The 13,966-nt window shown below is 64.1% G+C and carries 15 protein-coding genes; 9 read left to right on the top strand and 6 right to left on the bottom strand.

Translation table 11 applies throughout. The features are described 5' to 3' along the window. Position 1: 1 nt before the first annotated feature. The 9 genes from AUV07_RS08740 (at position 2) to AUV07_RS08710 (ending at position 8,092) form a co-directional block, all read left to right on the top strand. Positions 2-916 carry a cation diffusion facilitator family transporter gene (locus AUV07_RS08740; protein ID WP_029266230.1) on the top strand — a complete coding sequence of 305 codons (915 nt, stop codon included), beginning with the start codon at positions 2-4 and terminating at the stop codon, positions 914-916. Further along, positions 909-1,601, top strand: coding sequence for a copper resistance CopC family protein (locus AUV07_RS17310; RefSeq protein WP_029266231.1), 693 nt, complete (start codon positions 909-911; stop codon positions 1,599-1,601). Before AUV07_RS08740 ends, AUV07_RS17310 begins: the two co-directional genes overlap by 8 nt. Before the next feature lie 19 nt (positions 1,602-1,620). Next, positions 1,621-2,130 carry a signal peptidase II gene (locus tag AUV07_RS08735; protein WP_231868231.1) on the top strand — a complete coding sequence of 170 codons (510 nt, stop codon included), beginning with the start codon at positions 1,621-1,623 and terminating at the stop codon, positions 2,128-2,130. After that, on the top strand, positions 2,127-2,462 hold the full coding sequence (locus AUV07_RS08730; RefSeq protein ID WP_029266233.1) for a DUF6804 family protein: 336 nt from the start codon (positions 2,127-2,129) through the stop codon (positions 2,460-2,462). The genes AUV07_RS08735 and AUV07_RS08730 overlap by 4 nt, the downstream gene beginning before the upstream one ends. A gap of 25 nt (positions 2,463-2,487) precedes the next feature. Further along, the gene (locus tag AUV07_RS08725; protein ID WP_029266234.1) at positions 2,488-3,438 is read left to right on the top strand and encodes a cytochrome c oxidase assembly protein; all 951 of its coding nucleotides are present in this window, start codon (positions 2,488-2,490) and stop codon (positions 3,436-3,438) included. Between the two features lie 70 nt (positions 3,439-3,508). Continuing rightward, the gene (gene lnt / locus AUV07_RS08720) at positions 3,509-5,032 is read left to right on the top strand and encodes an apolipoprotein N-acyltransferase (RefSeq protein WP_051667918.1); all 1,524 of its coding nucleotides are present in this window, start codon (positions 3,509-3,511) and stop codon (positions 5,030-5,032) included. After that, complete coding sequence (locus AUV07_RS17305; RefSeq protein ID WP_036331304.1) at positions 5,029-5,532, top strand: DUF3515 family protein; 504 nt, start codon at positions 5,029-5,031, stop codon at positions 5,530-5,532. Before lnt ends, AUV07_RS17305 begins: the two co-directional genes overlap by 4 nt. Continuing rightward, positions 5,529-7,433 (top strand): cytochrome c oxidase assembly protein, encoded by a 1,905-nt coding sequence (locus tag AUV07_RS08715; RefSeq protein WP_062635481.1) that lies wholly within the window; start codon positions 5,529-5,531, stop codon positions 7,431-7,433. The genes AUV07_RS17305 and AUV07_RS08715 overlap by 4 nt, the downstream gene beginning before the upstream one ends. After that, positions 7,430-8,092, top strand: a complete 663-nt coding sequence (locus AUV07_RS08710) for a copper resistance CopC family protein (RefSeq protein WP_051667920.1) — start codon at positions 7,430-7,432, stop codon at positions 8,090-8,092. The genes AUV07_RS08715 and AUV07_RS08710 overlap by 4 nt, the downstream gene beginning before the upstream one ends. A 501-nt stretch (positions 8,093-8,593) precedes the next feature. Here AUV07_RS08710 and AUV07_RS08705 read toward each other — a convergent pair. From AUV07_RS08705 to AUV07_RS08685, 6 genes are all read right to left on the bottom strand, one after another. Further along, on the bottom strand, positions 8,594-9,061 hold the full coding sequence (locus AUV07_RS08705; RefSeq protein ID WP_231868230.1) for a signal peptidase II: 468 nt from the start codon (positions 9,059-9,061) through the stop codon (positions 8,594-8,596). Beyond that, entirely contained in the window at positions 9,058-9,666 is a 609-nt protein-coding gene (locus AUV07_RS08700) for a cadmium resistance transporter (protein WP_029266243.1), read from the bottom strand. The genes AUV07_RS08705 and AUV07_RS08700 overlap by 4 nt, the downstream gene beginning before the upstream one ends. Beyond that, positions 9,666-11,582, bottom strand: coding sequence for a heavy metal translocating P-type ATPase (locus AUV07_RS08695; RefSeq protein ID WP_062635479.1), 1,917 nt, complete (start codon positions 11,580-11,582; stop codon positions 9,666-9,668). Before AUV07_RS08695 ends, AUV07_RS08700 begins: the two co-directional genes overlap by 1 nt. Beyond that, complete coding sequence (gene cmtR / locus AUV07_RS17300) at positions 11,579-11,938, bottom strand: Cd(II)/Pb(II)-sensing metalloregulatory transcriptional regulator CmtR (protein ID WP_081859720.1); 360 nt, start codon at positions 11,936-11,938, stop codon at positions 11,579-11,581. The genes AUV07_RS08695 and cmtR overlap by 4 nt, the downstream gene beginning before the upstream one ends. 267 nt (positions 11,939-12,205) lie before the next feature. Next, a complete protein-coding gene (locus AUV07_RS08690) occupies positions 12,206-12,985 on the bottom strand; it encodes a cytochrome c biogenesis CcdA family protein (RefSeq protein ID WP_029266247.1) in 780 nt (259 codons plus the stop codon). A 16-nt stretch (positions 12,986-13,001) separates the two neighbouring features. Beyond that, positions 13,002-13,652, bottom strand: a complete 651-nt coding sequence (locus tag AUV07_RS08685) for a TlpA family protein disulfide reductase (protein ID WP_029266249.1) — start codon at positions 13,650-13,652, stop codon at positions 13,002-13,004. Positions 13,653-13,966 lie beyond the last annotated feature (314 nt).

Raw genomic sequence — 13,966 nt, 5'->3', positions numbered from 1 at the left:
CATGACAGAAGCAGGGCACTCGCACGGAGTGGGTGACGCCACTCCCCGCAATCGTCTGATCATCGCTTTCGCGATCACCTCCTCGGTCTTCGTCATCGAGGTGATCGGGGCGATCATCACCGGCAGCCTCGCACTACTCGTCGATGCGGCGCACATGCTCACCGATGTCACCGGGTTGGCTATGGCCGTCACCGCGGCGCATCTCATGAATCGCCCTCCCACCCCCAAGTACACCTTTGGCCTGCAAAGGACCGAGGTTCTCGGAGCACTCGCCCAAGCAGCGCTGCTCCTCGGGGTCGGCATCTTCGCGCTCGTCGAAGGTATACGGCGGCTCTTCGAACCCCCAGAGATCGCGTCAGGAAGCCTGCTGTTCTTCGGTATCGTCGGCCTGGTCGCCAACATCGCATCCATGCTCGTCCTGTTCAGCGGCCGCGGACGCAATCTCAACATGCGCGCCGCATTCCTCGAGGTCGTCAACGACGCCCTCGGCTCCGTAGGCGTGATCGCCAGCGCGATCCTCATCGCCGCTTTCGGCTGGTATCAGGCCGATGCCGTCGCCGGTATCTTGATCGCCCTGCTCATCATCCCTCGCACGCTCATCCTGTTGCGAGCATCCGGACGTGTGCTGTTGGAATCGACACCCCCGGGTCTCGATCTGGACGATGTCCGCCGCCACATCCTTGCCCTTCCGCACGTGGTCGCGGTGCATGATCTGCACGCGACTCAGGTCTCAACGGACCTCCCCACCCTCAGTGCCCACGTCGTGGTCGACGACACCGTCACCATGGAGACCTCCGCGGCGTTGCTGACAACTCTTCAGGAGTGCGTCAGCGAGCACTTCGCCGTCAGCATCGAGCACTCCACTTTCCAGATCGAACCCGAATCGCATCCCGGAGAGCACGACACCCATGCATAAGAACCTCCCCAGACGCACCGCCATTGTCTTATCCGCCGTGCTGTTGTCAGGAGCAGTCGTCGTCGCCACCCCGACGGTCGCTGTCGCTGACGACAACTTCGACTCGTCGTACCCCGTTGCCGACTCGACCATCAGCGGCTCGCCTGATGAGATCTCACTGATGTTCACGGGAACCCTCAACAACGAGGCCGGCACGACGATCATCGAGGTCCTTGATGAAGGCGGAGAAGACGTTGCTGTCGATTCGCCGACGGTGAGCGGTCAATCGATCACTCAGCATCTCTCCCCGGAAGCCGCCGATGGTCTGTTCACAGTGCGCTGGAAGACAGTCTCTGGGGACGGGCATCCGATCAGCGGGCAGTTCTCGTACACCGTCGGACAGCCCGGACCGAGTACGAAAACCGCGCCACCCGCAACGCCGAGCCCCAATCCCAGTCCCAGCCCGGAAGAATCCGACAACACTACGGAGGAGCCAGAGCCCGCTCCTGCCAGGCAGACATACGGTGGCACACCATCAGGCGGAGCAGAGTCCGAGATGCTGCCCGTGTTCTTCGTCGGCGGCCTGGCAGTGATTCTCGGGTTCGGCGTCGTCGGAGTGATTCTGGCCGGACGCCGGCGCCACCAGCAAGACCGTGCCCAGGCTTCTAGAGATACGGCGGCTGGGGAGGGGGGTCACGATGCGTGACCGGGCACGAAGGTTCGCCGTGGTGTTGATCATCGCCGCGATCGTCACTTTGGTCGATCAGGGAACCAAGGCCCTCGCTCTGAGCTCATTGAGCCAGGATCAGCGCATACCCCTGGTCGGCGATTGGCTCGGTCTTCAATTGGCGTTCAACCCGGGGGCGATCTTCTCGTTGGGCGAAGATGCGACCTGGGTCATCACTGTCGTCGGCGTCATCGCGACCACTCTGCTCGTGGGAGCCGCTACGCGAACCCAAAACGCATGGTCAGCAGTCGGCTTCGGTTTCATCGTGGGAGGCGCGATCGGCAACCTCATCGATCGCCTCTTCTCTCCCCCGTCGTTCGGAATCGGACACGTCACCGACTTCCTCGCCTACGGAAACCTCTTCATCGGAAATCTGGCCGATGTCGCCCTGGGTATCGGCGCCGTGTTCCTTGTGATCGCGGGTCTGCGCGCCAGTCGCCGACACTCCTCGCCTTCTCGCCCCGAATCCACAGATCCCGCACCAGCCGAAGAGATGGCCCGCCCATGAGCCCCAAACAACGTGTTCCCTCCACCTATCAGCGCAATGCTCTCGCCCCCAGCCTCGTCGCTGCCGCCATCCTGTTTCTCGCGCCTTTGCTCGTCCAGGCGGGCTGGGCGCCACTCGTCCTGTTTGTTGCGTCGATTTTCGGGCTGATCATCGCATGGTTCGCCGTGCAGGCCCGTCATTGGTGGTGGGTACCGATCTTCGTCGCGGTGGCTGTGCTCTGGAATCCGGTGATGCCCTTCCCCTTCTCCGGTGTCGTGTGGGAGATAGCTCAGCCCGTCGCCGCTGTGGTCTTCCTGGCGGCGGGGGCGACGATCAAGGTGATCCGGAAATGATCTGCGGGAACCTCGCGTCAACACCATGCTTGTGAGCGGCGCGATCCCCGACACTCCGCCAACGCTGCAGTCCTTGCTCGCGCCGGCGGATCTGACCATTCCTGTGTTGCCCGTCATCGCCGGAGTCCTTGCGGCCCTCTATCTCGTCGGAGCGGTCCGCCTATGGATGCATGGTCGGCGCTGGTCCGTCTGGCGGACCGTCAGCTTTCTTCTCGGATGTGTTCTCCTGGCGGCAGTCACTGGCCTTGGGGTAGAGGCGTACGGAGAAGTCCTTGTCTCTGTGTTCATGTTCCAGCAGCTGACCCTGATGATGACGGTGCCGCCGTTGCTGGTTCTGGGCTCGCCGGGCACTCTTCTCCTCCGAGCGACACCGCACCGTGGAGCCGGCCGGATGATCCTCACGGCAGCGCATACCGGTCTTCGGAGTCGCGCCGCCAGGTGGTTGCTCAGCCCGTGGTGCACGGTTCCCCTCTACCTGTTCGCCTTCTACGGCCTCTACCTCGCGGGCTCGGCGGACGTCATCCTCGCCCTGCCTGCCGGCCACGTCATGCTCGAGTTGGCGTTCCTCCTCGCCGGCGTGCTGTTCACCATTCCGATCCTGTCTTCGGATCCACTCCCGGTGAGGTTGGGTCACGGAGCGCGGGCACTCGATGTGTTCGCCGAAGCCGCACTCCACGCGTTTTTCGGAGTGTTTCTCATGATGGCCAGCACGATCCTGGTCGGTTCGTTCGTCGCACCCACGGAGGCCCTGGGCGTCGACCCCCTCGAAGATCAACAGCTTGCCGGCGCGCTGGCTTGGTCGTATGGCGAAGCGCCCACGGTGCTGATGCTGGTGTACGTGATGCACCGCTGGTTCCGCAGCGACACGGCCGCTGCTGCTGCTGCAGACCGGTACGTCGATCTGCATGGGAACTCAGAGCTCGACGCGTATAACTCCTACCTCAGCAAACTGAACTCTGATGACCCTCAACGTTGATGCAGTCGTGAGGCGCCCAATCGCCTCCCGCAGGAGGTGTAGTCGTCACATCGGGTTCGATCCACGCACCATGTCGACGGCAGTACCGTTGCCCGTTGCGATAGTCGCGTCCGCTATCGCCGGCGCCGCGCTGGATCTTGCGTACCCGGAGCTCGGCTGGTGGCCTGTGGCCTTTGCGAGTGTGACGATCGGCCTGTGGACACTGCGCGGGCGTTCGCTACCCGCGGCGTTCTTGGTTGCCCTCGTCTACGGGGCCGCGTTCTATTTCACCCACCTCGTCTGGGTCTCACGATTTCTCGGCCCCATCCCCTGGGTGGCGTTGGCCGGACTGGAATCGCTGCTCTTTGGTGCCGGTGGGATGCTGATTGCGCTCGCATATAGGGTGATGACCAGCCGCTCGCGGTGCGGATATTCCATGATCACGCCTGCGCTCATCGCAGGCGTGTGGGTGCTGCGCGAAACCGTGATGGGAACTTTCCCTTACACGGGGTTCCCCTGGGCGCGGATCGGATTCACCCTTACTCAAAGCCCGTTCGCGGAAGCCGCCTCCTGGGTGGGAACTACCGGGCTCTCCTTCCTGACGGTCCTCATCTGCGCGAGCAGCTTGGACGCACTCGCTCATCGACGACGGCGACCGGGAGCAGTCGCAGTTCTCGCTCTCACTGCCACCGCGCTCGCCCCCCTGTTCCCCACTACGCAGGCAGGTGCCATACGTGTCGGATGGGTGCAAGGAAACGGACCAAGCGGCTACTTCGACACCAAAGCACCCGGCGACATCATGCGGGCTCAGGAAGGGGCGACAGCTCCTCTCCTCGGTCGGGGGATGGATCTTCTCGTCTGGCCAGAAGGCGCAGTCGACGCGGATCCTTTCCAGGATGCAGACGTCACCGACCGGCTTGACCGACTCGTAGCAGACGCCGGCGCTCCGGTGTTGGTGAATGCGGCGACCGTGCGCGGCGACGATACTTTCAATACGTCGATCCTGTGGACGAGCGCCGGACCGCAGCAGATCCACGACAAAGCCAACCCCGTGCCTTTCGGCGAATACGTCCCGGACCGTTGGTTCTACGAGGCCATCGCTCCTGACCTCATCGGACTCATTCAGCGCGAGTACACGCCTGGCTCAAACACGCCCCTCGTGAACGTCGGCGGTGTTCCCGTCGGTCTGGCGATCTGTTTCGACGTCATCTACGACAACGTCATTGAGGACAGCGCGGCGAAGGGCGCACAACTGTACGTGTTCCAGACGAACAACGCCGACTTCAGAGGCACAGATGAGAACCTCCAGCAGCTCGCTATTGCGCGTATGCGCGCCATCGAAACCGGAAGAAGCATCGTGAACGTGTCGACGACCGGCACGAGCCAGGTCATCCGCCCTGATGGGACCCCACTTGCAGAGCTCGCGGTGAACACGCAAGGCGCAAACGTCACCGAAGTGCCCCTCTATACCGGGACCACGCCAGCGGTGGTTCTTATGCCGTGGATCGGGTGGGCGTTGAGCATGGGAACCGTATTGATGCTGCTCGTCACCACCGCTACTCGTCAGCAGCGAGCGGGCGAGGATTTCCGTTTTCACGAAGGGAACACGCTGTGAAGACAAAATCGCTCTCGCTTGGTGCGGCGTTCGGCGCGCTGCTTCTGCTCAGCGGGTGCGCTCCCACCGTGCATCTCGAGGCGGCTCCGAAAGCGAACGATCCGTTGTGCGCGGAGGTCACGGCCCGGCTACCCGACTCTATCGGTGATCAGGCGCGGGTGTGGACGGACGCGCAAGCCACTGGCGCATGGGGAAGTCCCACCAGCGTGCTGCTCACCTGCGGGCTGGACTCACCGGCTCCCACCACGCTGCAATGTGTGAGTTTGGGGGGCGTCGATTGGATCGTGGACGAAGCGGAGACACCAAATCTACGGTTGACGACCTACGGGCGGGAGCCCGCAGCGCAAGTGTATGTGGACACGACGACGTTGTCGGCCGACGCCGTTCTCCAAGCACTTGCCGGAGCGATTCAGCAGCTTCCGAAGAACGATGCGTGCACAGAACCGATCACGAAAGACCCTGACGAAGAAACCTCTTCGACGGAGGGAGCGACACCGTGACGCCTCCTATTCTCCGCGTCGCCGGGCTGACGATTTTCGTCGTCTCTGCAATCGTCGCCGTCGTCATCGGGCTGGTGATCGGCGGAGGAGCTGCACCGAGGCTGACCAGCGACCCCGGCGCGGTGGTTCGCTGGGGCCTCCCGGTCGCGAAACTACTCGTCAACCTCTCTGGCGCTGCAATGGTAGGACCACTCGTGTTCGCTCTGTTCGCTCTCGCATCCGGCACGAAGCCCTTCCTCACCGCGCTCAATCTTGCCTCGGCGGGTGCCGCAATTCTTACCGTCGCGAGCGGGACGGTCACCTTCCTCACCTTCCTGTCCTCGTTCAACCCGAAGGTGAGCCTGGAGGCAGAGTTCGGCGCACAACTGGGCCGTTTCCTCCTCGACACCGAGCTTGGAAGATCTTGGCTCATCACCGCCATCTTCGCGTCGGTCGTGACCGTGCTCGCATTCGCGGTGCGCGGCTACGGTGCCGTGCTCGTCACAACGATGCTCGCGATCATCAGCCTGATTCCGATGTCCACTCAGGGGCACTCCGGGGAACTGGCCAACCACGACGCGGCAGTCATGTCTCTCACCCTGCATATCGTTTCGGCGGCGGTGTGGCTCGGCGGGCTCACATTGCTCATCGTGATCCGTCCGGGCCTTCCATCGTCCACCCTCGAGGACATACTCCGACGGTACTCGACGTTGGCACTCATCGCCTTCGTCGTCGTCGCCGTATCGGGGTATGCCCGGGCGCTCACTGCCCTCGGACGATGGGACGACCTCGTCACGCCGTATGGGCTGATCCTGCTCGCAAAGATCCTCGCGCTGGTGGTGATGGGCATCCTCGGAGCCGCCTACCGCGGTCGACTCATCGCAAAAGCGGGCGAGGGCCGCAACACCTTCTGGATGTTCGTGTGCGTCGAGCTGGCATTCATGGGTATCGCAAGCGGCGCCGCCGCGGCCCTTGCCCGAACAGCCGCACCCGCGGACACGATCACGATTCCTCAGACCACGGCCGCGGAGATCCTCACCGACGCCCCAGTCCCGCCAGAATTCACGACGGAGCGATGGTTCACGGCGTGGAGCATTGATCTGCTGTGGGTGATTGTGGGAGGTTTCGCGGTGTTCTTCTACCTTGCCGGGGTGGAGCGCATGAGACGTCTCGGGCAGCCTTGGCCGATGCGGCGCACCATCGGCTGGGTGATCGGGATGGGCGCGCTCGTGTGGACCACCAGTGGCCCGCTCGCTGTGTACGACGAACCTCTGATCAGTATGCGTTTCCTCTCTTTCGCACTTCTCGGCCTCGTCATACCGGTACTTCTCGTTTCCGCTGCGCCCCTCGTGCTCGCACTCACCGTCATACATCCTCGGGACGACGACAGCCGCGGAGCTCTCGAATGGCTTCTGTGGGTTGCCGCCAGCCGAACAATTCGGCTGGCGCTCAACCCCATCATCACCGCCATACTGTTCACCGCCACGATGTGGCTGATCACATACTCGGACCTCTTCCGATGGTCGCTTTACGACCAACTCGGAAGCGAATGGATGATCACGCACCTCCTCGTTATCGGGTGCCTCTTCGTCAGTTCGCTCTTCCGGCGCAATGGCGCCGTGCCCGCTCCCGGGCGATCTCGGCGGTGGACCTTCACCGCACTCATCACTCTGACTCTGACGACGGTGTTCATCGGCATCGCCACCATCACCCGAACAGACCTCATCGTCGCCGAGTGGTTCGGCGCCATGGGACGGAGCTGGGGATCCACCCCGCTCCAGGACCAGCGCGTCGGAGGAATCATCATCGTCGGAATCGCGGCTTTGCTCGCGGCCCTGATCGCAGCCTCGGTGCTGCGCCCCCAGCGCACAAACTCAGTTACCCTCCCCACGCACACCTCCCGAAAGGACGCATCGCGGTGACCTCGACCCGACGCCCGACCTGGCTCGCCGGCAGCATCATGACCCTGATTGCCTTGAGCATCATCGTCGCCCCCGCACCCGCGGCCATGGCGCACGATAACCTCCTCGACGCGGTACCCGCGCCGGAAGAGACGGTGACACAGCTCGACGCCGTCGCCCTCACCTTCAGCGGAGAGCTCATCGACTTCAGCCAGGCCAGCTTCGCGCAGGTCCAAGGCCCCGATGGTCTGTACTACGAGAGCGCGTGCTCGACTATCGACCGCAACGTCCTCACCACTCCGGTGAGACTCGGAAAACCTGGTGTCTACACCGTCCTCTGGAACGCGGTCTCCAGCGATGGGCACCCCATCTCCGAGAGCTACACGTTCACCTACGCACCGACAGGCGTGGACCCCGAATTCGGGTGGGACAAACCAGCATGCGGAAATGAAGAGTCCCGCGCTCAACCCGGTAAGTCGACTCCGTCGCCTACCCCCACAACGAGCGGTGAAACGGAAAACTCAGAGCCGTCGTCGGCACCGACATCCCCACCCCAGGACGAAACCACAGCCATCGCGATTCCCCTCATCATCGCCGTAGGCGTGGTCGGAGTTGGCGTCATCGCCACAGCTCTCGTCGCACGACAGTTGCGCCGAAAGAAGGATCAGCGCCATGACTGATGTACGGACCCCGGCCATCGGGTCGCAGCGACGACGCAGTTACGCGCCGACCATACCCAGCGCGAATCAGTCACATGTGGCGAGGTGCCACGGAAGCGGCAGCCCCCCAGGAGACGATGGACGCGCGAACACGTTATCCATGCGACTGAAAGAAGGGAAAGCGTGAACGCCCACATCGCGAACGAAGCAGCTGCATCATCCGAGGACTGCGGGTGCGCGCCCACCCCCGCTGAACGCGACTCCTTCTGGAAGCTGCGCATCAGCCGGCGCGGGGCGCTCGGACATCGCGCCCTCAGCGCCGTTGCTCTCGCCAGCTTCGGCATCACCTCCGGCGTGTCCGCCCCGTACGCGGCGTCCTATCTCGGTTGGGACGATTTCCAACGAGTCAAAAGCAACGAAGCGGCCAAAGCCGCGGAGGTCACGCGCGTCGGAGGGCTGGTCCAGTCGCTGCCGCAGAAGGTCGCCGAGACTAGGAGTGCGCCGCGATCGCCGCTGCGAAGATCACGATGTCGGCGATGTTCCCGATGAACCAGTTCCCATAGGCGAGGAAGTCCACGACATGTCCGCGGGCGAATCCAGGCCCCGAAAGAGACGATCGCCTGCGTGTGATGCTGCAGCTCCGCCGAGCGCGCCGACGATGATCGCCCAACCTGGGCGCTGAACTCGGAGTGCGAATACGATCGCTGCGATGGTGGCGGCGACGGCGAGTAGCGCGAAGACCCAGGTGTAGCCCTCCCCGAAGGAGAATGCCGCTCCGGGGTTGTAAGCAAGTTGCAACCAGCCAGGCCGCCCGATCAGGGGGATGCGCTCGCGTTCGGTGAGGCTTGCTTCCGCCCACATTTTCGTTCCCTGATCGATCAGAACAACAACCGCGGCGATCAGCAGCGCTCCGCCAGTGAGTTGCCAGCGCTGTGCCGGCGACAATTTCCGCGGAGCGGACGGGCGAGCTTCTGCCTCGGGCGACGTCATGCGAGGACCTCAATCAGACGAACGATGACGCCGGATTCGATCAGGATGAACAGACCCAGACCGATGAACACGGCCGGGACGAGCCAGTGCTCGACGCGTTCCAGCCCCTCAGTGACAGCCTTGTTGGTGCCGATCAGCCGTCCAGCGGCGCACCAGACGGCGACGAGAACGAGGAACACGACGATCATGACGGCGACGTCGCCGGGTGCGGTGGTGCGGAAGATCGGCGTGTACAAAGAGATATTGTCCGCCCCATTGGCAATCGTGATCCCCGCAACACCCCACATTCCAACCGCGGTGATCTTGGCGTCGTCGTCATCGTCATCGCCGTTGCGGCGCAGGCCGGCGACAAGCGTCCAGATACCGATGCCGAGCGGGATCAGGCCGAGGAAACCGACCCATTCGTCCGGGACGATCGTGAGGCCGAGCGCGGCGATCACGCTGATCACGACGAGGGCGATGAACCCGAGGTACTGGCCAGCGACGATCTGCCAGGGCCGGGGCTTCCCCCGGCTTGAGGCGAGGAACAGCACGGTGAGCACGACGATGTCGTCGATGTTGGTCGCTGCGAACAAGCCGATCGCTGATCCGATGGTTGCGAGCATCAGCTTTCCAGCCGCGGAGTGTGTGCGCGGGCGGCTCGCAGCCCGTTGAGGATCACGATGACCTCCGCGACCTCGTGGACCAGGACGACGGCCGCGAGCCCCAGCACTCCGAAGAGTGCGAGCGGGAGCAGTGCCGTGATGATCAGCAGCGACAGGATGATGTTCTGGTTGATGATCCGTCGCCCTCGGCGGGCGTGATCGAACGCCCGTGGGATGAGGCGGAGATCATGGCCGGTGAACGCGACGTCCGCGGATTCGATCGCCGCGTCGGAGCCGGTCGCGCCCATCGCGATACCGATGTCCGCGCCAGCGAGGGCCGGAGCGTCGTTGATGCCGTCGCCGATCATCGCGACCGCCCCTGCCTTCGACAGCTCACCGATCGCGGCCGCCTTGTCTTCGGGGCGCATCTCGGCTCGCACGTCAGTGATGCCGGCCTGCGCAGCCAGTGCACGAGCGGTGCGGGTGTTGTCGCCGGTGAGCATCGTCACGCCGATGCCCTGTCTTGTCAGCGTCCGGACCACGTCGGGGACTTCGGGACGCAGCTCGTCGCGAACGCCGATCGCGGCGACCGGGGACCCGTCACGGTGCACGATCACGACGGTCATGCCCTGCTCCTCGAGCCCCGCCACCCGGTCCGTCAGGTCGTCGGCGTCCAGCCAGCGGGGGCTGCCGACGGTGATTCTCGATCCGTCAACGGTGCCGTCGATGCCGTGCCCGGGCTGCTCGGTCACATCGGCAGCCGCCAGAGTACCCGGGGCCGCTGCGGTGATCGCGGCAGCCAGAGGATGCGTGCTGTGCTGCTCTAACGCTGCCGCCCACGCCAGGGCCTGAGCCTCCGTCACGCCGTTCGCGGTGAGGACGGCGGTGACTGCCGGTTCGTTGCGGGTGAGTGTGCCGGTCTTGTCGACGGCAACGTGGCGGACCGTACCGAAGCGCTCGAAAACAGCACCGGACTTGATGATTACACCGAACTTGCTCGCCGCACCGATCGCGGCGACGACCGTCAGCGGTACCGAGATCGCGAGCGCACACGGAGACGCCGCAACGAGTACCACAAGCGCGCGGGTGATCCACACCTCAGGATCGCCCAGCACCGAACCGATGATCGCGACGAGCGCCGCGAGGATCAGAACGCCTGGCACCAGCGGTCGGGCGATCTTGTCGGCTAGACGAGCACGCTCACCCTTCTCCGTCTGCGCCTTCTCCACCAGCTCAACGATCGTGGTGAGCGAGTTGTCGCTGCCGGCCGCAGTTGTCTCGACCTCCAGTGCACCGACACTGTTGATCGCGCCGGCCGAGACCACATCGCCGGGCTCGACCTCGACCGGGATCGATTCGCCAGTGATAGCCGATGTGTCCAGGCTGGAGCGACCGGAGCGGACGATCCCGTCGGTCGCGATCCTCTCGCCCGGTCGGACAACCATGACCTGACCGACCATCAACTCTCTCGCCTGGACGTGCACGGCAGTGCCGCCCTGCAAGACGGTCGCTGTCTCCGGTACGAGCTTGAGCAGTGCACGCAGCCCGCCGCGGGCGCGGTCCATCGCCTTGTCCTCGAGTGCCTCAGCGATGGAGTACAAGAACGCCAGGGCCGCGGCCTCCTCCACGTAGCCGAGGACGACTGCTCCGATGGCGCTGATTGTCATCAGCAGCCCGATGCCGAGTTTGCCCTTGAAGAGCTTCCGAATCGCACCGGGCGTGAACGTCGACGCACCCAGCAGTAGGCCGATCCAGAACAGTACCAGCGCCGGGATCTCCTGACCCGACCACTCGAGAATCAGTCCGACCAGGAACGCTATGCCGGAGAAAACAGGCACCATGATCCCGCGGTCTCGCCACCAGGGCTGCTCGACCGCGTCGGATTCTTCGTCAGCAGTACTAGAGGGCTCGTGCTCGCAGCCGCACGCCGCGCTCACGCGTCCACTCCCGTCGCGCAGCAACCAGCCACCATGCACGCTGAATCCACGCACGGCGCATGCGCGTCGACAGCCAGCGTCACATCGACGAGCGCGACGAGGGCCGCTGCAAGATGCGGGTCGGCGATCTCGTAGCGGGTCTGGCGACCTTCAGGCTCGGCGACCACGATGCCACAATCGCGTAGGCATGTCAGGTGGTTCGAAACGTTTGAACGGGTAAGGACCAGGTCCCGCGAAAGCACTGCAGGATAACTGGGTCCTTCGAGCAGAGTCATCAAGATCCGTGAGCGCGTGGGATCTGCCATCGCCCGGCCAAGCCGGTTCATCACGTCGATACGGGAAGTAATAGTCAGCACACACTGACTGTACAGCAGTGGATGACCAATCGCTAATGGGCTGCCCACTCCCCACCCCGCGGGCGATGCGCGAACAAGCTTCCATCTCATTCCCTACTCGGTGGCGCCACGACCGTTGTGGGTCGCCAGTCGATCCCCGATGACTGCAACCGCAGGATCCCGCCGTTGACATCGTCTGCACCAAACCGATCGGGGCTGCAGGCATCGGCGGCCATCGAGAGGCTCTCCTCGGAACTCACCGCTTCACTGTCCGCTGCCTCGCCAGTCTTAGAGCGGAAGGATGACGGTGCCCATCACCGCCGTCAGCCGGGACATGATGTCGGTCCAGATTCCGCTTACCATCAAGGCGCCCAGCGCGAGGAGCAGCACCCCGCCGATGGCGTTCACGACGCGGATGTGTCGGCGGAGGAACCCGATTGTCTTCGTCGCCCATCCGAATCCGAGAGCGACGAGCAGGAACGGGATACCGAGGCCCAGGGAGTACGCGAGCCCGAGGAAGCTGGCACGCACGGGATCGCCGGCGTTGAAAGAGATCGCCACGATGGCGGCGAGGGTCGGGCCCATGCAGGGTGCCCAGCCAATGCCCAGCGCGATGCCCAGGAGCGGGGCACCGACAATGCCGTACTTGGAATCGATGTGAAAGCGCAGCTCACGTTGGGCGAAGCCGAAGAAGCCGAGGAACACGAGCCCCATCATGATGATGATCACACCGAGGATCCGTGTGATCAGGTCACCCCACTGCAGCAGGAAGACGCCCACCGTGCCGCTGAGTGCCGTGATGAACACGAAGACGATGCTGAACCCGAAGATGAACAGCAGCACTCCGAACAGTAGCCGTCCTCGCGACGGCGATCCGGCATCCCCGGTTGTTGAGCGAGCTCCGCGAGACGCAGCGCCTCGCGGAGCGGCCGTTCCCCCGAGGAAGCCGAGGTAGCCCGGGACGAGAGGGAGCACGCATGGGGACAGGAACGACACGAGTCCGGCGAGCATGGCGAGAGGGATTGCGAGCCAGAGCGCGCCGGATCCGATGATCGCTTCGGGATTCATAGCGTCGCCGAGATCGTCACGACGACTCCGCGAGGGCGTCCTCGACGAGTGTGGACAGGATTGAGGTACCCTCGATCGGACCGATAATGCGCGCGGCAACACGGCCCTGCTTGTCGAGCACCAGAGTGGTCGGGGTGGCGGCGATCGGAACGACTTTGGCGAAGGCGAGCTTGGCCTCCGCCGTGTCGGCATCGATCAGGCTCGGATAGGTGACACCGAACTCGTTGGCGAATGCGGCGGCGGTATCGGCCTGATCACGGGTGTTGATCCCGACAAACGAGACGCCGTTCCCTTTGTATTCCTGCCAGACGCTCTCCAAGTCGGCCGCCTCGACACGGCAGGGTGCACACCCGGCGTACCAGAAATTAACGACCACAACCTCGCCTGCAAGGTCAGCGCTGTCAAGCTTCTCGCCGGTCTCTGTGATGCCGCCGAAGTCGACAGGGTCTCCACGGTCAGCCTCAGGGATCTCTACGATCGCACCGTCGCCGGAGACAAAGCCCGTGTTTTCTCCGCTGAGAAACGATTCACTGACCGGATCGGGCGCGCAGGCGCTCAGGCCGACGATGAAGACCGCGGCCAGCGCGGCTCCGACCGCACGGAGAGAAGCACGGTTGCGGCAAGAACCACCGGGACGAGTTGCATTGACCGTTGGGGCGAGTGGCACAGTTTTCAATTTACGGGGCGTTCCTATGCGTGACCCCGAAGCCCAGGACGCCCGGCACAACCACTGACCGGACCCGATGACGCCGCGCTCTGCGACCGCGTCGCACAGGCGACGATCCTGACGACAGGCCCGGGCGTGCGCGCCCGCAGCTCACTCACCGCGCCGGTATGGAATGGCGCCCCGCCCCACATATACATGACGGTCCCGAGAACCGGGGATACCCATCCGAGCCACGCGGCTCCCGCAGCGAGTACCCGCGCAGCATCGCGAACAATATTCAGGGTATTCCTCGGTCTAGGCTCCGGGGTCCATCT

Source organism: Microbacterium sp. CH1 (assembly GCF_001595495.1).
GTDB lineage: Bacteria > Actinomycetota > Actinomycetes > Actinomycetales > Microbacteriaceae > Microbacterium.
Note: the sequence above shows the minus strand (reverse complement) of the source record. Positions and strands in the feature narration are given on the sequence as shown.

What these genes read in the sequence shown, in the direction of transcription:
- AUV07_RS08740 (WP_029266230.1), top strand. Translation starts at nt 2, where the DNA reads ATGACAGAAGCAGGGCACTCGCACGGAGTGGGTGACGCCACTCCCCGC.
- AUV07_RS17310 (WP_029266231.1), top strand. Translation starts at nt 909, where the DNA reads ATGCATAAGAACCTCCCCAGACGCACCGCCATTGTCTTATCCGCCGTG.
- AUV07_RS08730 (WP_029266233.1), top strand. Translation starts at nt 2,127, where the DNA reads ATGAGCCCCAAACAACGTGTTCCCTCCACCTATCAGCGCAATGCTCTC.
- AUV07_RS08725 (WP_029266234.1), top strand. Translation starts at nt 2,488, where the DNA reads ATGCTTGTGAGCGGCGCGATCCCCGACACTCCGCCAACGCTGCAGTCC.
- lnt (WP_051667918.1), top strand. Translation starts at nt 3,509, where the DNA reads ATGTCGACGGCAGTACCGTTGCCCGTTGCGATAGTCGCGTCCGCTATC.
- AUV07_RS08705 (WP_231868230.1), bottom strand. Translation starts at nt 9,061, where the DNA reads ATGACGTCGCCCGAGGCAGAAGCTCGCCCGTCCGCTCCGCGGAAATTG.
- AUV07_RS08700 (WP_029266243.1), bottom strand. Translation starts at nt 9,666, where the DNA reads ATGCTCGCAACCATCGGATCAGCGATCGGCTTGTTCGCAGCGACCAAC.
- AUV07_RS08690 (WP_029266247.1), bottom strand. Translation starts at nt 12,985, where the DNA reads ATGAATCCCGAAGCGATCATCGGATCCGGCGCGCTCTGGCTCGCAATC.